Source organism: Billgrantia saliphila, assembly GCF_002930105.1.
GTDB lineage: Bacteria > Pseudomonadota > Gammaproteobacteria > Pseudomonadales > Halomonadaceae > Halomonas > Halomonas saliphila.
In genome coordinates this window covers 50,349-68,377 of the sequence record NZ_PJRN01000001.1, presented here as the reverse complement: position 1 = coordinate 68,377, position 18,029 = coordinate 50,349, and the positions used below count along the sequence as shown (strand labels likewise).

General features: G+C 63.5%; 19 protein-coding genes, 1 tRNA gene and 1 pseudogene. 4 read left to right on the top strand and 17 right to left on the bottom strand.

Annotated elements, in window-relative coordinates:
• The 16 genes and pseudogenes from CYJ07_RS00355 to CYJ07_RS00280 form a co-directional block, all read right to left on the bottom strand.
• Entirely contained in the window at positions 1 to 687 is a 687-nt protein-coding gene (locus CYJ07_RS00355) for a glutathione S-transferase family protein (protein ID WP_104202012.1), read from the bottom strand.
• A 160-nt stretch (positions 688 to 847) separates the two neighbouring features.
• Positions 848 to 1,726: a DUF2797 domain-containing protein gene (locus CYJ07_RS00350; protein WP_104201688.1), complete on the bottom strand. Its 879-nt coding sequence runs from the start codon at positions 1,724 to 1,726 to the stop codon at positions 848 to 850.
• Positions 1,710 to 1,994 carry a YeaC family protein gene (locus CYJ07_RS00345; RefSeq protein WP_104202011.1) on the bottom strand — a complete coding sequence of 95 codons (285 nt, stop codon included), beginning with the start codon at positions 1,992 to 1,994 and terminating at the stop codon, positions 1,710 to 1,712. Before CYJ07_RS00345 ends, CYJ07_RS00350 begins: the two co-directional genes overlap by 17 nt.
• A 23-nt stretch (positions 1,995 to 2,017) precedes the next feature.
• Positions 2,018 to 2,866 (bottom strand): rhomboid family intramembrane serine protease, encoded by an 849-nt coding sequence (locus tag CYJ07_RS00340; protein ID WP_104201687.1) that lies wholly within the window; start codon positions 2,864 to 2,866, stop codon positions 2,018 to 2,020.
• A gap of 224 nt (positions 2,867 to 3,090) precedes the next feature.
• A complete protein-coding gene (locus CYJ07_RS00335) occupies positions 3,091 to 4,077 on the bottom strand; it encodes a metallophosphoesterase (protein ID WP_104202010.1) in 987 nt (328 codons plus the stop codon).
• Between the two features lie 16 nt (positions 4,078 to 4,093).
• Complete coding sequence (locus CYJ07_RS00330; protein WP_104201686.1) at positions 4,094 to 4,987, bottom strand: NAD(+) kinase; 894 nt, start codon at positions 4,985 to 4,987, stop codon at positions 4,094 to 4,096.
• Between the two features lie 62 nt (positions 4,988 to 5,049).
• Positions 5,050 to 5,919: a carboxylate/amino acid/amine transporter gene (locus CYJ07_RS00325; protein ID WP_104201685.1), complete on the bottom strand. Its 870-nt coding sequence runs from the start codon at positions 5,917 to 5,919 to the stop codon at positions 5,050 to 5,052.
• Positions 5,920 to 6,005: 86 nt separating this feature from the next.
• Positions 6,006 to 7,679 carry a glycerol-3-phosphate dehydrogenase/oxidase gene (locus tag CYJ07_RS00320; protein WP_104201684.1) on the bottom strand — a complete coding sequence of 558 codons (1,674 nt, stop codon included), beginning with the start codon at positions 7,677 to 7,679 and terminating at the stop codon, positions 6,006 to 6,008.
• A gap of 153 nt (positions 7,680 to 7,832) precedes the next feature.
• Positions 7,833 to 9,575, bottom strand: coding sequence for an ABC transporter substrate-binding protein (locus CYJ07_RS00315; protein ID WP_104201683.1), 1,743 nt, complete (start codon positions 9,573 to 9,575; stop codon positions 7,833 to 7,835).
• Between the two features lie 62 nt (positions 9,576 to 9,637).
• Positions 9,638 to 9,910 carry a DUF2160 domain-containing protein gene (locus CYJ07_RS00310; RefSeq protein WP_104201682.1) on the bottom strand — a complete coding sequence of 91 codons (273 nt, stop codon included), beginning with the start codon at positions 9,908 to 9,910 and terminating at the stop codon, positions 9,638 to 9,640.
• 16 nt (positions 9,911 to 9,926) lie between these two features.
• Entirely contained in the window at positions 9,927 to 10,820 is an 894-nt protein-coding gene (locus CYJ07_RS00305) for a carbohydrate ABC transporter permease (protein WP_197038211.1), read from the bottom strand.
• Position 10,821: 1 nt separating this feature from the next.
• Positions 10,822 to 11,706: a carbohydrate ABC transporter permease gene (locus tag CYJ07_RS00300; RefSeq protein WP_104201681.1), complete on the bottom strand. Its 885-nt coding sequence runs from the start codon at positions 11,704 to 11,706 to the stop codon at positions 10,822 to 10,824.
• The gene (locus tag CYJ07_RS00295) at positions 11,703 to 12,800 is read right to left on the bottom strand and encodes an ABC transporter ATP-binding protein (protein WP_104201680.1); all 1,098 of its coding nucleotides are present in this window, start codon (positions 12,798 to 12,800) and stop codon (positions 11,703 to 11,705) included. The genes CYJ07_RS00300 and CYJ07_RS00295 overlap by 4 nt, the downstream gene beginning before the upstream one ends.
• Positions 12,800 to 13,888, bottom strand: a complete 1,089-nt coding sequence (locus tag CYJ07_RS00290; RefSeq protein WP_104201679.1) for an ABC transporter ATP-binding protein — start codon at positions 13,886 to 13,888, stop codon at positions 12,800 to 12,802. Before CYJ07_RS00290 ends, CYJ07_RS00295 begins: the two co-directional genes overlap by 1 nt.
• A 70-nt stretch (positions 13,889 to 13,958) precedes the next feature.
• Positions 13,959 to 14,399 (bottom strand): annotated as a pseudogene (locus CYJ07_RS00285) (FGGY-family carbohydrate kinase); the annotation flags it as partial.
• Positions 14,400 to 14,892: 493 nt separating this feature from the next.
• A complete protein-coding gene (locus CYJ07_RS00280; RefSeq protein ID WP_104201678.1) occupies positions 14,893 to 15,432 on the bottom strand; it encodes a YqaE/Pmp3 family membrane protein in 540 nt (179 codons plus the stop codon).
• 222 nt (positions 15,433 to 15,654) lie between these two features.
• Between CYJ07_RS00280 and CYJ07_RS00275 the strand changes: the two genes are divergently transcribed.
• Entirely contained in the window at positions 15,655 to 16,065 is a 411-nt protein-coding gene (locus tag CYJ07_RS00275) for a CBS domain-containing protein (protein WP_104201677.1), read from the top strand.
• 67 nt (positions 16,066 to 16,132) lie between these two features.
• Here CYJ07_RS00275 and CYJ07_RS20225 read toward each other — a convergent pair whose 3' ends face one another.
• The gene (locus CYJ07_RS20225) at positions 16,133 to 16,333 is read right to left on the bottom strand and encodes a hypothetical protein (RefSeq protein ID WP_156085454.1); all 201 of its coding nucleotides are present in this window, start codon (positions 16,331 to 16,333) and stop codon (positions 16,133 to 16,135) included.
• 166 nt (positions 16,334 to 16,499) lie between these two features.
• On the opposite strand from CYJ07_RS20225, the gene CYJ07_RS00270 reads away from it, so the two are divergent.
• From CYJ07_RS00270 to CYJ07_RS00260, 3 genes are all read left to right on the top strand, one after another.
• Positions 16,500 to 16,573 (top strand) — tRNA-Gly (locus CYJ07_RS00270).
• A 62-nt stretch (positions 16,574 to 16,635) separates the two neighbouring features.
• On the top strand, positions 16,636 to 17,016 hold the full coding sequence (locus CYJ07_RS00265) for a hypothetical protein (protein WP_104201676.1): 381 nt from the start codon (positions 16,636 to 16,638) through the stop codon (positions 17,014 to 17,016).
• Positions 17,017 to 17,071: 55 nt separating this feature from the next.
• Positions 17,072 to 17,860, top strand: a complete 789-nt coding sequence (locus tag CYJ07_RS00260) for an AraC family transcriptional regulator (RefSeq protein ID WP_104201675.1) — start codon at positions 17,072 to 17,074, stop codon at positions 17,858 to 17,860.
• Positions 17,861 to 18,029 lie beyond the last annotated feature (169 nt).

Genomic DNA, 18,029 nt, shown 5'->3' with positions numbered 1-18,029 from the left:
TCAGGGAGTGCGCCGCCGATCCTCGAGCACGGTGCCGTTCTCCTGTATCTCGGCCTCATGTCCGGCCTCGCGCCACGGTTCATCCAGCGCCGCCTCGTACCACTCCTGCATGGCCGGCAGCGCCAGCAACCGCGAGACGTATTCCATCGAGGGCGACCCGAGCTCGAGCCCGAAGCTCTGCACGCGGAACGCAACCGGAGCGAAGAAGGCATCCACCGCCGAGAAGGATTCTCCCGCCAGGAAGGGGCCGCCGAAACGCGCGAGGCCCTGTTGCCAGAGTTCGTCGATGCGGGACAGGTTGCGCACGAGCGCGTCCGGCATGCGGTGCAGTCGCACCCTCACCCCGCAGTTCATCGAACATATGGTGCGCAGCGCGGCAAAGCCGGCGTGCATCTCGCTGCTGGCACAACGCGCCCAGGCGCGCGCGCCGTCGTCGTCAGGCCATACGCCGGCGTGGCGCTCGGCCAGATATTCGACGATCCCCAGCGATTCCCACACGGCACGCTCGCCATCTTCCAGACAAGGCACTAGCCCCGAGGGCGAGAACGCGCGAAACGCGGTCCAGTTCGATTCGGGTTCGAAAGGAGTCAGTCGCTCCTCGAACGGAATTTCCAGCTGACGCATCAGTACCCAAGGGCGTAGCGACCAGGAAGAGTAGTTCTTGTTGGCAATATGGAGGCGATACATGTCAGGACCCGTCAACGGAGAGAGGAATAGCAGCATAGCCTGCCACTATCCTTTCCCGCCACGCGGATCGCGCGGAAGTCGTGCCGACCCGGGAGCGACGCCTGAGTGCTAACGGGCAACCGAAGCCCATGCCGAGCGTCGCACAGCCCAACCGCAGGGCTCAGCTCACCACGACCTCATAACCCGTGAACTTGCGCAGGTTGATCACGCCACTGTCGAGGATCAGGTACTGGCCCTTGAGACCCAGCAACGTACCGGCCACTTCCGGCTGCTTGTCGAAGTTGTGCGAAGCGATCTTGCGGGGGAACTCGAGTACGGGGTACTCGAAGCTCACCGGCGCCTCGTCGAGAGAACGGATGGCATCGTCGCCCAGGCGATGGCGCAGGCCGCCCAGCCCTCCTGAAAGGCGCGCGAAGAGCCGGTCGTGCTCCGCCACGAGATCCAACGGCTCGACCTCGCCCTTGAGCATGGCACGCCAGTTGGTACGGTCGGCCACCACCTCCTTGAACAGCATCTCGACAAGCCCCGAATGCTGGCGTGTCTCGACCGAGAGTATCGGCAGCGCCTGGATCGCCCCCTGGTCGAGCCAGCGGGTCGGCACCTGGGTACCCCGCGTGATACCGACCTTCAGCCCCGAGGAATTGGCCAGATACACCACGTGGGGCTGGAAACAGTGGAGCTCGGCCCACGCCGGCTCGCGGCAGGTGCCGGCGTCGAAATGACAGGTCTCGGGCTTGACGATGCAAGTGTCGCACTGCGCCAGGCGCTTGAAGCAGGGGTAGCAATAGCCCTGGGCGAAGCTCTTCTTCGTCGCCCGCCCGCAGTGGGTGCAGGCGATGGCACCTGTCCAGCTCAGGCGCAGCGGCTGGCCGAGGCGCGCGTTGAGATCCAGCCGCTGCTCGCCCGCGCGCAGGGTGTACCTCACCGGCCCGCCCCGTTCGCCCGGGGCGATGGTCATCTTGCTCAAGCACCCCTGTACCGAGGCAGCGGCATCTATCCGGTCGAATTCCGTCACGCCATACTCAGTCACGCGAGGCATCCCGGGCCAGTCCGGCCAATTCGGGAGGCACGTCGGCGCCGCTGCTGGCGCTGCCGCAGGTACGCTGCTGAAGATAGCCGACCCGCTGTTCTTCGGGCACGTTGTTTTCCCACTCGTAGCGGATCACCGCTTCCAGGCAGAGTTCGGTCTGCTCGGCGGTCAGCATGCGTCCATCGGGCCACTTGCGCAGCGCCACCGCCTGCTTGAGGCTCTCGTAAATGGCCGGCGTCATCTGCCGAATCATGCGTTCGAAGGTCATATCGCTCATGGGGAATCTCTTTAAATGGCGGCTCAGGGAAGGCGGCGAGCACGGTTCGAATAATACCATCCGAACAGCAGCCCCACGACCAGCCCGCCCAGATGGGCCTCGTTGGCGACGTTGCCGAATCCCACCGCGGTGGCCATGTCGGTCATGGTGAAGACCATCCAGCCGAGCATGAACACCACCAGCATCTGCGGAACGAAGAAACCGCTCGCCGGGGCACGGCGCGACATCAGCCAGACATAGCCGAGCAGCGCGAAGTCGACGCCGGACATGCCGCCGAACAGTACGGTCCCGGTGAAATACTGGGCCAGATTGGCGCCGACGCCGGCCACCAGCAGCAGCGTCAGCATTCTTCCGCTGCCCTGCAGGGTCTCGACCTGGCGGCCGAAGTACCACAGCCACATCATGTTGAAGATCAGGTGCATCCAGCCGAAGTGCAGGAAAGCCGGCGAGAGCAGGCGCCATACCTGGCCCGATGTCATCGCCTCGGTCAAGCTGCCGAAAGCCAGGCCGCCCCCCACGACGGCGACCGGCACGATGGTGAGCATGGCGACCACAATGTCACCCAGCAGCCCCATCAGGGCGAAGACCGCCAGCGAGATCGCAATGGCTACCGACGTCACCGGTGCCAGACGGAAGGGAACGGTCAGCGAGGCGCCGTTTCGTACCCGCCGGCGCCGCTCCGGCATGATCTTCTCACCGCGCTGCCAGCGAACCAGCAGTTGCTTCATGGCATCGTGTTGGGCGGGATCGGCCAGCCACAACGCCTGCCCCTCCTCCTCCTCGGTGAAACGGTGTCCGATCCGATGAGCCCATAGCGCGCGGCGCAACTCTCGCGTATCGGTCTCGTGAGGAAACAGCATGATGCGGTACATGAGCCCTCTCTGAACTAGTGGTTGACGAGCATCTTGCGCTGCGCCCGGGCGTTTCTCAACGCCACCCGCCGGACCGGGTGGCGAGCGCGCATAAAAAATCCGGCGGAAGGGGGGCCGCCGGACAAGAGCAAGGGATCATTCAAGGGAACACCTATTCAGAGCGGCGCGGCGCAAGGAAGTTCAGGACCGTTGAAAAAAAAGTTGTAAAACTTTGTATCCCCACTTCAATCGAAATCGATTTCCCAGGGCCTGGGCCGAGCCGCCTCGTCCCGAGGCACCCGCACCCAGACGAAGTGGTTGGCATCAAGACGCTGTTCGCCGCTCCAACGATACGCCACCAACCTGCCGAACTTCACCGCGCTGTAGTCCAGACAGGCGATGTTGGCGGTCGGCAGCGCCGGGATGCCCTCGCACCAGTAGTGGCCGATGAACAAGGGCGGCTGATCGAGCCCGTAGTGACAGAGCCGCTGTCGCTCACGGTCGCTCAGGGCGCGCTGCTCCAGTTCGCCGGGCAGGTTGTCGGGCTGAAAGATCACGTCGCCCCATGTCAGTGGCTCTCGGGCCCAGAAATGCGCACGGAAGCTGTGCCGGGTGAAACCGTCGCCGGAGTGGATCTCCACCCCCTTGGGCAGTGACAAGTGCACACCGCGGGTCAGGCGATCGAAGACACGATAGGCCAGCGTGTCCGGCGTCACCGACTGCTGCAGGAACGCCTCATCGACCCGGCCATCCGGGTAATCGCGGCGCAGCAAATCGATAAGCGCCTGGTCCCAGCAGGCGTGGACCACGCGAAAACCGGGGAACTCCAGGAACAGCGGAATCTCCATGAACCAGGCCAGCGTGTCCTCCCATTCGGCGGGGTGGTCGCGGTACTGATCGAGGGTCTCCTTGATGATCCGATTGTGTCGCGGGCTGTGGTCGCGCAGCCACTCGCGCCCCAGATGGTGCGGCGCATGCTGACAGTAGGCCAAGGCGTTGTACTCATGGTTGCCCATGACGATATGCGCCTCGCCCTCCTCCACCATGCGCCGGGCGATGTTCACTGCCAGGCGAATCCGCGGTCCGCGATCGATCAGGTCGCCCAGAAAGATGACCCGCCGCCGCGGATGACGATACACACCCCCGCGCTGATGATAGCCGAGCCGCTCCAGCAGGGCCGCCAGGGTCGCCCCGCAGCCATGCACGTCGCCGATCAGATCGTAACCTTCCACTGCCGCCTGCTTCACATCAATTCCCCAGCCGGTTGCTCCAGCCCAGCTTGCTACGCAGGACCTCATAGAAGTTATGACCCAGAGGATGGACCAATTGCACCCGCTGCGGCTTGCGTTTCACGATCAGCACGTCGTCGGGCTTGGCCACGGCGCGGGTCTGCCCATCACAGCTGATGTGCGGGTAGGTCTGGTTGGTCTCGCCGATGTGCACGCGAATCTCGCTGGCCGCGTCGATGACGATGGGCCGGCTGGACAAGGTGTGAGGGAACATCGGCACCAGCTCGATCACGTCCAGCTTGGGATGCATGATGGAACCGCCCCCGGACAGCGCGTAGGCGGTGGAACCGGTGGGCGTGGCCATGATCAGGCCATCGCTGCGCTGGCTGTAGACGAACTGGTTGTCGATGAACAGCTCGAACTCGATCATGCGCACCGCCTTGCCGGGGTGCAGCACCACCTCGTTCAAGGCGTCCCCGCTGCCCACCTGGGTGCCGTCGCGATAGAGTTCGGCATCGAGCAGAAAGCGCTCCTCGACTTCGAAGCGACCGGCCAGCACCTCGCCCACGCGCTCCTCGAGCTCATCGGGCGAGATATCGGTGAGAAAGCCTAGCCGTCCGCGATTGACCCCCAGAACCAGGGTACCGCTATGACACAGCGTGCGCGCCGCGCCCAGCAGGCTGCCGTCGCCCCCCACCACGATCACCAAGTCGCAGAGTTCGCCCAGGGTGCGCCGGCTGGCCTCGGGATGGCCATGGTCGAGCAGCACGGTCGCGGTGCGATCCTCGACGATGACGTGATACCCGCCATCATCGAGAAAACGCATCAGCCGCTTGAGCGTGTCGACCACCTTGGAACTGCCCAGGCGACCGATCAGACCGATATTCTTGAACCCGCCGTGCTGCTTTTGCATGCCCTCGCCTCTCGGATCATGGCCGCTCATTATGGAGGCTGGCCGCAAGCCGGGCAAACCGCTCAGGCAGCGGCGGGCTGGCGGCGACGCAGCCACCATTCGTTGAGCACGAGCGAACCGACGATGATCGCGCCGCCCAGCGCCAGCCGCACCAGGTCGGCGTCGCGGTTCCAGATCACCAGATTGACCGCGAGCCCGGCCGGGATCAGCGCGTTGTTCATGATCGCCAGGGCACCGGCATCGACGCGGGTCGCCCCCAGGTTCCAAAGGAAGTAGCCGAGCCCCGAGGCCACCAGCCCCAGCCAGGCGAGCACACCCCATTGCACACCGGTGCTCGGCAGCGCGGCGGCATTGCCGAGCAGGGCGAAAGCCGGCAGGGCCACGACCAGAGCGCCCAGATAGAACCAGGCGAAGACGCTATGGCGCGGCAGCGAGGCCGGCAGCGACGCGGATAGGCGACGATAGCCTACCTGCCCCAGCGCGAAGCAGAGATTGGCCCCTTGCACCACCAGGAAACCGAGCCAGAAGCCGCTATCGACACCGTTGTAGCGGATCACGGCGGCTCCCAGCACGGCCAGGGCGGCGGTGAGCAGGTAGAACGGCGTGAAGCGACCGAACAGCGCATCGTCGAGCAGCGTCACGTAGAGCGGCGTAAAAATGGTGAACAGCAGCACTTCCGGCACCGTCAGCAGCAGGAAGGACTGATAGAAGAAGATGTACATCATGCCCAACTGCACCGCCCCCAGCCCCATCAGGGCCAGGCGCTGGCGCCCGACCAGTAGCGAGGGCCGCAGGAACGGCAGGAATACCAGCGCCGCCAGCGAAACGCGCACCAGGACCGCAAAGTAGCTGTCGACCTGGCCCGCCAGGTAGACGCCGATCAACGAGAACGAGAAGGCCCAGAGCGCGGTGACGCCGATGAGATAGCCCACGGTTAACCTCTTGGATCATGAAAGTTGACGGGGCATTATACGCACATGCTGCTCCGCTTCAACGCGCTGATGCGGTGCGGCTCGCCTCAAACCCGTGGCGTTGCGGAGCCTAGCGCTTCGCCGGACGCATCGATGGCGTTCTCGCCGCGCTCGCGTCTCGTGGTGGCGAAGTACTCTTCGAGTCGGGCATCGGCCTGGTCGCCGAACAGGATGGTGCAGGCCTCGCGCAGCCCCGGCGAGCGACGCATGGTGTCCTCGTGTACCACCAGCGCGATCTTCGAGCGACGCCGCAGGAAATCCTCGAGCCGTGTGACCATCTCGCGCCGCTTGGCATGGCGCAGCTCACAGCGCAGGTACTCGGTGCCTTCGATCAGCACCTCGGCCTGGCGTGGGTCCTCGCGAATCTCCTCGAGCATGCCGAGGGCATGAATGCCGTAGCGTCGCCATAGCCGAGTCGACAACGGTTCCGACGCCTCCGCCACTGTCAGTGCATCGAGCCGCATCAGCCGGGCCTGATGCAGGAACTCGCGGCGCACCTCGGCGGGCGGCTCGCCGTACCAACGATGCTTCGCATGGGGCACGCGCACTCCCATGCGCTCGACGGCGGCGACGATCTCCTCGCCCACGTTGAGACAATCGGTGAGCTTGCCGCCGAAGATGCTCAGGTGAGCATCGGCCCGGTTGATGTCGATGGCGTGCTTGCGCGAGAGCTGTAGGAAGTCGCGGTCGCCGCCGCCGCTGGCCTTGACCGCCAGGGGACGCACACCGCAGCGAATGGAGATGATGTCCTCGTTGCCCAGCGGCTCGTCGAGCCGCAGCCGTTTGTTGATGTTGTCGAGGACGAAGCGGATGTCGGCGTCGGTAGCCGTCACCTCGGGGCGCTCGACGCGGGTGTCGGTGGTGCCGATGCAGGTCCTCGGCCCCATGGGAATGACGAAGAACAGTCGACCGTCGTCGGCGAAGAACGCCAGCACGCGCCGGCTGTCGGTCAGCCGCGGCACGATCAGGTGTATGCCCTTGGAGTAGACATGGCGATGATCCGTGGCCTGGCCGGTCAATCCGTTGTGCTCGTCGACCCAGGGGCCGGCGGCATTGATCAGCACCTTCGAACGGATTTCGACCTCGTTGCCGTCGATCACGTCGCGCGCCCTGGTGACCCAGACGTTCCCCTGGCGCCGGGCTCCCCGCGACTCGACGTAATTCACCGCCACGCCGCCGTAGTTGAGCGCACCGCGAACGAAGTTGAAGACGAATCGCGCGTCGTTGTCGTGCAGGTAGGCATCGGAGTATTCGAAGCCTCCCACGGCGTCGCGGATGTCGATGATCGCCTCGCTGTCGCGGATCGCCCGCGGCGAGAGGAAGCGCGGTATGCGGGTGAAACCGTTGCCGATCAGCCAGTAGAGCCAGGCGCCTGCCCAGAGATAGCGCGGGTGGTAGCGAAAGCCCTGCGCGATGGTGGTAAGGAAACGGATCTCCTGCACCGTAGCGGGATAGCTCTTGATAAGGTGATTGCGACTCTTGCACAGCTTTCTCACCAGGGCGAAGTCACGGCTTTCCATGTACTTGATGCCGCCCCAGACCAGATTGGAGGAGTGCATGCTGGTGCTGCCGGCGAAATCGCCGCGGTCGATCAGCGCGACCCGCACGCCCTTGCCGGCCAGGGCGGCCGCCGAGGCTGCCCCGTTGATGCCGCCGCCCACGATGAGGACGTCGAACTCCTCGCCGTCGAGTCTGTCGATGTTGCTGCTACGCAGTTCCATGTGCGGACCTTCTGCAAGCAAAAGCCCCGCTCGGCGAGCGCCGAACGGGGCCTGGGATGACCCGGACGGGCTACCGGAAACACGTATTTCGATGCGGCCCGGCAATGTGCCGGGCCTGAGCCGAGTCGGACGCTCTGCCCGACGCCGGCTTTTTTATTGACGTGTACCGGCGGCCATCCACTCCTCCATCATCTCGTCATAGGGAACGGTGGTCCCCTGCGGCATCTCGTCATCCAGCTTCGCTTTGGGCGAACCTTCCTGGGAGAGCCACTCCTCCGGGTCGCGCTCCTCGTTCAACACCGGGGGATAGGATTCGAACACGTTGGCTCGTGCCAGGCGCGCCATGATGCTGTCGAGCTCTCCCGCCAGATTGTCGAGCGCCTCCTGGGGCGTGACCTCGCCGCTGACGGCGGGTGCCAGGTTCTGCCACCACAGCGGTGCCATGCGCGGATAGTCAGGCACGTTGGTGGAAGACGGCGTCCAGTTGGACTCGTTGGGGCTGCGATAGAACTCGACCAGTCCGCCCAGCTTGGGTGCCAGCTCGGTCATCTGGTCGGAGAAGATGTCGGACTCGCGGATCGGCGTGAGGCCGGCCATGAGTTTCTCCAGCGAGACTGTCTTGGCGGTGGTGAACTGGGCGAACAGCCACGCCGCGGTGCGCCGGTCTTCGGGAGTGGAGTCGAAGAAGGTCCAGGAGCCCACGTCCTGGTAACCGACCTTCATGCCCTCCTCCCAGTACGGTCCGGTGGGTGATGGCGCCATGCGCCACTTGGGATTGCCCTCCTCGTCGGTAACGGGAAGGCCCGGGTCGGTCATGTCGGCGGTGAAGGCGGTGTACCAGAAGATCTGCTGGGCGATATTGCCCTGGGCAGGCACCGGCCCGGCCTCGCCGAAGGTCATGCCCTGCGCCTCGGGCGGCGCATACTTGTCGAGCCATTCGACCATCTTGGTCACGGCGAACACCGAAGCCGGCGAGTTGGTCGCCCCGCCGCGGCTGACGCTGGCGCCGACCGGGCGGCTCTCCTCGTCGACGCGAATACCCCAGTCGTCCACCGGGTTGCCGAACGGCACGCCGGGGCTGCCCATGCCGGCCATGGAGAGCCAGGAGTCGTGGAAACGCCAGCCGAGCGAGGGGTCGCGACGGCCGTAGTCCATGTGGCCATAGACCTGCTCGCCGTCGATCTCGCCCACGTGCTCGGTGAAGAACTCGGCGATGTCCTCGTAGGCGGTCCAGTTGGTGGGGACGCCGAGGTCGTAGCCGTATATCTCACGGAACTGCTCCTGGAAGTCCTCGCGCTGGAACCAGTCGTAGCGGAACCAGTAGAGGTTGGCGAACTGCTGGTCGGGCAGCTGATAGAGGTTGCCGTCGGGTCCGGTGCCGTACTGCAGACCGATGAAGTCATCGAGGTCCAGCGTCGGCAGTGTGTAATCGGCCCACTCGTTCTCCATCGCCTCGCTCAGGTTGATGGTGACCCCGTAGCGGATGTGCGTGCCGATGGCGTCCGAGTCGTTGACGTAACCGTCGTAGATGTTGCGCCCGGTCTGCATCTGGGTCTGCATGTTGTCCACCACATCACCCTCGCCGATGATGTTATGGGTGACCCGGATGCCGGTCAGCTCCTCGAAGGCCGGCGCCAGCACGTCGCGCTCCCAGACATGAGTGGTCAGACCTTCGGCGACGGTGTTGATCTCCATGTCGCGGAACGGCTCGGCGGCCTTGGCGAACCACAGCAGCTCCTCGATCTGCTCCTCGCGCGAGAGCGTCGAGTTCTGGAAGTGCTCGTCGACCAGTCGTTCGGCGATCGCGCGCGCATCGTGGGAGTCGGCGTGCAGGGCACCGGAGGCAAGTAGAAGACTGCCCGCCAGCGCCGTCAGTTTGATCCTGTTGTTCTTCATGTTGACCTCGTTCTGCGTGTGGTCGTCATCCTTGACACGGTTATCGTCCGTACTGCCTTGGTTCAGCCCCAGCGCATCAGCACCAGCAACCAGAGGACGGAGATCCCCAGGGCAAACCAAATCGAGAGCTCGGTGAAGCCGACCGTCACCAGGTGGATATAGGCCGCTGAAAGTAAACCGATGAAGAGCCGGTCGCCGCGGGTGGTGGCGATCGGCAGGAAACCGCGCCGCTCCACTGTCGGAGAGACCAGCTCCCAAGCCGTCATGCCGAGCAGAATGGCGGCGATGACTGAGAAGAAGATTGCCGTGGGCAGGGTCCAGACCATCCATTCCATTGTGGCTTCCTCCCCTTCAGGTACGGCCCAGGGCGAAGCCCTTGGCGATATGATTGCGCACGAAATAGACCACCACGATACCCGGAAGAATGGTCAGCACGCCGGCGGCGGCCAGGGTGCCCCAGTCGATCCCCGAGGCGGTCGAGGTTCGCGTCATGATCGAGGCGATCGGCTGCGCATTGGTGGCGGTCAGGGTGCGGGAGAGCAGCAGCTCGACCCAGGAGAACATGAACAGGAAGAACAGCGTCACCCCGATTCCCGAGCGGATCATGGGAATGAAGATCTTCACGAAGAATGCTGGGAAGCTGTAGCCGTCGATATAGGCGGTCTCGTCGACCTCCTTGGGCACGCTGCTCATGAACCCCTCCAGGATCCACACCGCCAGTGGAATATTGAACAGGCAGTGAGCCAGCGCCACGGCGATGTGGGTATCGAACAGGCCCACCGAGTAGTAGAGCTGGAAATAGGGCAGCAAGAACACCGCCGGAGGCGCCATCAGGTTGGTCAGCAGCCAGAAGAACAGGTGCTTGTCGCCGATGAACTGGAAGCGGCTGAAGGCATAGGCGGCCGGCAGCGCCACCGAGATGCTGATCAGCATGTTCATGAGCACGTAGGCCAGAGAATTCACGTAGCCCATGTACCAGTTGGGGTCGGTGAAGATGCCGACGTAGTTGCCCAGGGTGAACTGCTGGGGCCAGAAGGAGAAACTGCCGAGAATTTCGCTATTCGACTGGAACGACAGGTTGAGCAGCCAGTAGATCGGCAGCATCACGAACACGAGATAGAGCGCCAGCAGCGTGCGGCGGCGCCAGCGAGTACCGGTGGAACGCGCCCGCTTGCGACGCTTGGCGGCCGCCGCCGCGGCCTGCTGGCGTACGCTCGCGGGTGTGGTCGGCAAGGAACCGGTCATGTCAGGCCTCTCCTTGGGTCGTGGTGTCTTTCTGGCTGTTCATGATCGCGGTGTAGAACACCCAGCAGACCAGCAGGATGATAAGGAAGTAGATCAGCGAGAATGCTGCTGAGGGGCCCAGGTCCTGCTGCGCGATGGCCATGGTAGTCAGCGACTGGCTGAGGAAGGTGGTGGAACTGCCCGGTCCTCCGCCGGTGAGCACGAACGGTTCGGCATAGATCATGAAGGAGTGCATGAAGCGCAGCAGCACGCCGATCACCAGCACGTTGGTGAGCTTGGGCAGCTGGATATAGCGGAAGACGGCCCAGCGCGAGGCGCGGTCGATACGCGCCGCCTGGTAATAGGCATCCGGGATAGAGCGCAGGCCGCTGTAGCACAGCAGCGCGATCAACGGCGTCCAGTGCCACACGTCCATGAGGATGATCGTGGCCCAGGCATCGGTGGGGTTGCGAGTGATGTTGTAGGCGTAGCCCAGTTCGCGGATGCCCACGCCCATCAGGCCGATATCGCCACGAGTGAAGAGCTGCCAGATACTGCCCACCACGTTCCACGGAATCAGCAGCGGCAGCGTGATCAGGATCAGCACCGCGGAAGCCTGCCAGCCACGCTTGGGCATCAGCAGCGCGATGCCGATGCCGAGCGGCACCTCGATCGCCAGAATGGTGAAGGAGAAGGCGAACTGGCGCAGCAGCGCCGCCTGCAGGGAGCGGTCGTTGAGAGTGGCCTCGAACCACTCGGTGCCGGTGAAGAAGCGCGTGTGGGCGTCGAAAACGTCCTGCACCGAGTAGTTGACCACCGTCATCAGCGGCACGATGGCCGAGAAGGCCACCAGCAACAGCATGGGCAGGATAAGGAACCACGCCCGATTGTTCTGGACCTTGTTCATTGCCCCACCTCCACGCGGCACTCGTCGATGTACAGGTTCAGCCACGCCTCGGGAAAACGAACGTGGGCGATGCGCCCCGGCGGAGGCTGGTCTTCTCCCAGGCGGGCGCGAAACGTCTCGCCGGCGAAGGTAAACGACACGATTCGATAGGTACCGAGATCCTGCGTCATGCCGACTTCCACTTCGTAGGTGTCGTCTCCGGGTACATTCGTCACCTCGACGAACTCGGGACGAATGCCCAGCTTGAGATTGCGCGAGCGGGTCTGGCGAATGATATCGAGCATGGCCGGCGGCAGGGTGAGGTCGACGGTGCCGGTGCGCGCACCGCTGTCGGTGCGCGCGATCTCGGCGAAGTTCATGCCGGGACTGCCGATGAAGTAACCGACGAAGGTATGAGCCGGTGTCTCGAAGAGTTCGCGCGGAGTACCGAACTGGACCACCTGTCCGTCGTACATGACCGCAATCTTGTCGGCGAAGGTGGAAGCCTCGAGCTGGTCGTGGGTCACGTAGATCATGGTGATGTTGAAGCGCTCGTGGATCTCCTTGAGCTTGCGCCGCAGCTTCCACTTCAACTGCGGATCGATCACGGTGAGCGGCTCGTCGAAGAGAATCGCCGAGACGTCGTCGCGCACCAGGCCACGTCCCATGGAGACCTTCTGCTTCTCGTCGGCGGTGAGGTTGCGCGCCTTGCGCTTGAGCAGCGAGGTGAGGTCGAGGATGGCGGCCACTTCATTGACACGCTCGCGAACTTTCGCCTCTGGCTTGCCTACATTGCGCAACGGGAAAGCCAGGTTGTCGTATACGGTCATGGTGTCGTAGACCACCGGGAACTGGAACACCTGGGCAATGTTGCGCGCTTCGGGCGGCAGCTCGTTGACCACCTGCTCGTCGAACATCACCTGGCCGTCCGAGGGCGTGAGCAGGCCCGAGATGATGTTGAGCAGGGTCGACTTGCCGCAACCGGACGGCCCCAGGAGTGCATAGGCACCCCCCTGCTGCCAGACATGATCCATCTCGCGAATGGCGTAGTCCTCGGGACCGGTGGGATGGGGCGCATAGCTGTGCGCCAGCGACTTGAGAGTGATCTGGGCCATCAGTGCGCTCCTGGGCGTGCGGGAATATGCACGACGTCGCCATGCCGGTCGAAGGCGTAGATCTTGTGGGTCGGGAAATAGACCTTGATCTCTTGATCGACGGCGAATGGATGGATACCGCTCAGGTGCAGCACCAGGTGGCAGAGATCGTTGTGCACGTGCAGGAAGGTTTCCGACCCGCTGATCTCGGCGATATCGACCTTCATTGTCAGCTCAAGGTCATCCTCCCCCTGCGGCGCGAGCCCGATATGGGAGGCGCGCACGCCGAACTGGTAATGACCGGGGGCCAGGCTCGCCAGGTCCCGATTGAGCGGAAAATGGACGTCGCGATCGAAGGTGACCTCCGAGTCCGAGACCATCGCCGGGACGACGTTGATCGGCGGCTCGGAGAACATCTCGGCGGTGAGGACGTCGCGCGGACGATGATAGACATCCTCGGTCGGGCCGTATTGCAGCAGTCGCCCCTCGTGAAGCACAGCGGTATGGCCTCCCAGCGCCAACGCCTCGTTGGGCTCGGTGGTCGCATAAACGGCGATGCAGTTGCGCGCCTTGAACAGCTCTCGCAACTCCTCGCGGAACTCCTCGCGCAGTTTGTAATCGAGGTTGACCAGCGGCTCGTCGAACAGGATCAGATCGGCATCCTTGACCAGCGCCCGGCCCATGGCGGTACGCTGCTGCTGACCGCCGGAGAGTTCCGCGGGATAGCGATCGAGAAGGTGCTCGATGTGCAGCATGCTGGCCGTCTCGTGGACGCGCTGGCGAATCTCCTCGCGAGCCACCCGCGCCAGCTTGAGCGGCGAGGCGATGTTGTCGAAGACCGTGAGCCCCGGATAGTTGATGAACTGCTGATAGACCATCGAGACGTTACGCTTGCGTACCGAGGTTCGCGTCACGTCCTCGCCATGCATCAGGACTTTGCCCCTGGTCGGCGTCTCGAGGCCGGCCATGATGCGCATCAGCGTCGTCTTGCCGGCCAGAGTCCGGCCTAGCAGCACGTTGAAGGAGCCAGGCGCCAGTTCGAGGCTGATACCCTCGATGTGGGTGGCTCCATTGACCACATGGTCGATGTTTTCAAGTCTCAGTGACATGCTGAACTCTTTGTCATCGTTGTTGAGGCGTTGCGGGAACCATCGGCATGCATGGCGTCGCGCCCTGTCACAGCGCGGCCAGCTCGCCGAGTGAGCGATACCAGCCCACTCCCAACGCCTCCAGGTAGGCGGCGCCCAGCGCCGTCGTTTCGAGCACGGTGGGTCGGTCGACCTCCTGACCGAGCATGTCTGCCGGAAACGGCATCAGCCAGCCACTGCCCACCATGCCGCCATCGACCCGCAGCCGACCATTGCTCACCCCGACGTCCTCGACCATGCAGCGGTAGAGGTCGCGGGACCGGAAACATACCGACTGCAGCCCCCCCGCCACGAGTTCGGCAATACCGGTATCACGCGTGAAGCCGAAGATGGCACCGCGAGCTCGCGGGTCCCAGTGGGATGCTCCCAGGCCGGTGAAGGCGGGAACCGGATAGACGCTATGCCCCGCCCGGGCCTGATCGGCCAGGCGCTCCGTCTCGGCGGCGTCGGCAAACAGCTTGAGCCCATCGCGCCGGGAAAGGGCTGGGCGAGCTCACGCTGCGTGACAGCCACCGACCGCAGCGAGCGGTCGAATACGATGGCTCGGGAACTGGTCGTGCCCTGATCGATTGAAAAGAGGTAAGACATGCGCCTCGCCCGGATTGTTGTTGTCGGTGAGTGAAGCGGCGCCGCAAGCAACGAACTGGAACTCCCGAATGTTCGTTTGCAATCATTTCACACACCAAATGTTCGTTTCCGATAGCGAGACTAGCCCAAGCCTGCGCCGATGAGCAACGCCAATGTTCGAAACGAACCCTATACCTTGGTATAAGCAAGCCCCGTCACGTCAACTGACGGCCTTCCATCAGCATAGCGACTCTTCGGCGAGGTCCGCTTACGCTTCACCGCTAATTTTTCGGTTGCGAATATGTTTCGCTACAGGTCGGGGGGAGGTATTGCCCCAGGTAGAGGCCGGCGAGATGACCGACCCGGACAAGCAGAAAGAAGGAATCAAGGGAAGATACTCAGCGTAGAGCACGCCCGAGCCACCGCCAGGCGTGCACGATACCGGGCACCCAACCCAGTAGCGTAAGAAGGAGATTGAGGGCGACACGTTGCCCGCCACCCCGTGAGAGTCCCACGGCCAAGGGTGGCATAAGGACGGCCAGTGCCTTGAGAGACAGCCGCAGCGACGGCGACGCGGCCCAAGCCTCTTCGGCCGTGCTCCTCCCCACCGCGGGAGGCGCTTGGGATGCTTGCACGGCGGGTTCGGCGGCCGGTTCGTAGTGCTGAACCGGCTTGTCCGCTGCCCGCTCCTGCTCGGTGCGCTCCAGTTCGTGACGATGCGCCTCGCGATCGATTTTCTGCTCGATGGTTTCGGCATCTTCGGCCAGCTCGTCGTGGTAGCGCTCCCAATCCTCCCAGTCGTAGGGCGTGCCGGCATGCGGTCGGTGTTCCCCCGATTGGCGAGCTCGCTCCCAGGCTTTCTCCTCAAGCGTGTTGGGGCGCTCTTCATCGCGCTTGCCGTCGAGCCCTTTTCTCGCCAAATACTCGCGCGCGTCCATACGTTCTCCTTTGCTGCGTGACGAAAATCGCTTCGAGACGAAAACCGCTACCTGCCCCTCGATGCAACGCTTTGTCTTTGGAACCAGCGGAACCAGGCCAGGTTCCGACCGGCGGCGCCAGTTCATAGCGTTAGTTGCCAGTTTAGCGTCATCCGCTGCATCGCTGACGGCTCGACTATGCTGGAATTGTCCCGCCAAGGCGATCGAACAAGGAGATGCGCCATGCTCAATAGGGCCCCGACCGTCGTTCGTGAAATCATGTCCCGCGACTGCTATCGAGTGACCGGTACCACTTCGATCATCACCCTGGCCGAGGGGTTGGCACTGCATCGCCTGCCCGGCGTCCCGGTCGTCGACCATCACGACCGGTTGATCGGCTTCATTTCCGAGCAGGACGTGATGGGCAAGTTGCTGCAGAGCGCCTACCTCAACGACGAGGCGCCTCTGGTCAAGGAACTCATGCGCAACGAAGTGCTGTCGGTTTCCCCGACCAAGAGCATCACCGACCTGGCCCAGGAGATGCTCAGCGGCAACAAGCCAAAGGTGTATCCGGTTACCGAGCAGGGGTGCCTTTGCGGCATCGTCACGCGCCGGGATGTGCTCACCGCCATCCTGCGCATGCGCTATCTCTGAGCCTCTCCGAAGCTTTCGAACGGCAACCGATAGCACCCGGTCCGCGCCGGGTGCAGCACCTGCTGCTCTACCGCGGACGAAAAGAAGCCGCCACATGCAGGGCATGGGCGGCAAGATCGAAACTGCGAGCCAGAACAACAGTGTTAGCGACTGCCATCGCGCTGTTGCCTGTATCAGATAAGACAGCATCAAGCAAAAAAGTTCGCCAGTACTTCAGAAATTTTTTCGCATCGCCATGGTGGCGCACCGCCACAGCATTGAACGTCACGGATGGCGCGCCGGCGAGGCTTGCCGACGCGCCATCACATCATGGCCAAGGCCGAAGAAAAACATGGCCAAGGCCGAAGAAACAAGGTGTTATGAGCATTCGGACGGAAAATGCTCAAGCCGGCTTGCAAAGCCCAAACCCTTGGTTTTACTATCGAAACCGCCTCGCGGGTGTAGCTCAATGGTAGAGCAGAAGCTTCCCAAGCTTAAGACGAGGGTTCGATTCCCTTCACCCGCTCCACTTCGCGGTCGGCACGATCCGGCATTCGGCAACGCCTTCGCGCCCACCTCCCAGGCTTTCGCATGGCGCTCTATCTGCTCATCTTCGCTGTCTGCCTGCTCGTCGTCGGCGGAACGGTGCTCATCCTGCTGTTCTCACGCACGCCGCGCTATCGCACCGAGCCTGAGCAACTGCTGGCGCTGTTCGACAAGGCGTTGAGAAACGAGGTCACTCCGACCGAGTGGAACATCGTCATGAACTACCCGATCCGCCACGACGACTATCTGGAAGGCGTGAGACGCCGCGCCCAGCATGTGATGCAGGAGTATGGACGCCATTGGCAGATTGCCCAGGGCAAACCGCTGCTCAACGACACCGGACGCAAGGAACTAACGGCACTGCGCGATCATCTGGATGCGCACCATCGCCTGCGCCAGCGTCGGCGCGGCTCGGGCGACCCCTGACGACGCGGCGAATATGATATCCTCGCCGAGTCGGATAGCCAGGCGGGAGAGGCCCATGCCCAGCGTCATACGTCAGATTCCCCTCGACACTGCCACCCAGCATCACGCCCACGACTTCCATCAGATCGTGATCGGCCTGCAGGGACAGGCGGAGTTCGAGATAGAGGGTCTGGGAGGTGCCATTTCCGCTCTCTCGGGCTGCATCGTGCCGGCCAACCACGTGCACTACTACGTCGGCCAAGGTGAGAATCGCCAGCTCATTCTCGACCTACCTTCCGATGCGCCTTCCCTCACCGGCTATCACCACGAGTTGTCGCGTCTCTTCGATGCTCCCCGCTTCTTCGCCCTGGACAAGCCTCTCGAGCAGTATCTCGACTTCCTGCTGCTCGAAGCGGATAGCCAGCAGAGCCTCAGCGCCGCCCAGAGCGACCGCCTGGCCGCCACTTTCCTGGGCTGCCTGCATGCCAGGCTCGGCGGCCCTACCCCGCCCCCGACGCGCCGGCTTGACCTGACCCGACTCGACCGCTTCATCGACCAACACCTGGCCAGCCCGATCGCGGTAGCCGACCTGGCACGACAGGCCTGCCTCAGCGAAGCGCATTTCCGCAGCCGCTTTCGCCACCAAACCGGTCTCTCGCCCTGGCAGTACGTTCGACGACGTCGCCTGGAGGCGGCTCGGCGCCTGCTCGAGGAGAGCCACCTGCCTCTCTCGCAGATCGCTGTGACGACCGGCTTCGCTCACCAGAGCGCGCTGTCGCATGCCTTCCGCAGCGCCTTCGGCTGCCCACCCAGCCAACTGCGCCGCGCGGCACTGAGCGCTCCACGTCTTTGTCAAACCGATTAGAGCATACGACTTAAGTCTAATCTTCAAGGCTTTCACTGCCATCTACCGCGAAATCGACAAGGCAAACCTCGGTTTTCGCAAGCACCCCCCATTATCCCGCCCTACAGTTTAGGAACATATCCATGCTCAGGCAGCCCGCCCTGAGCATGGCGATTCGCCGTTTCGGGAC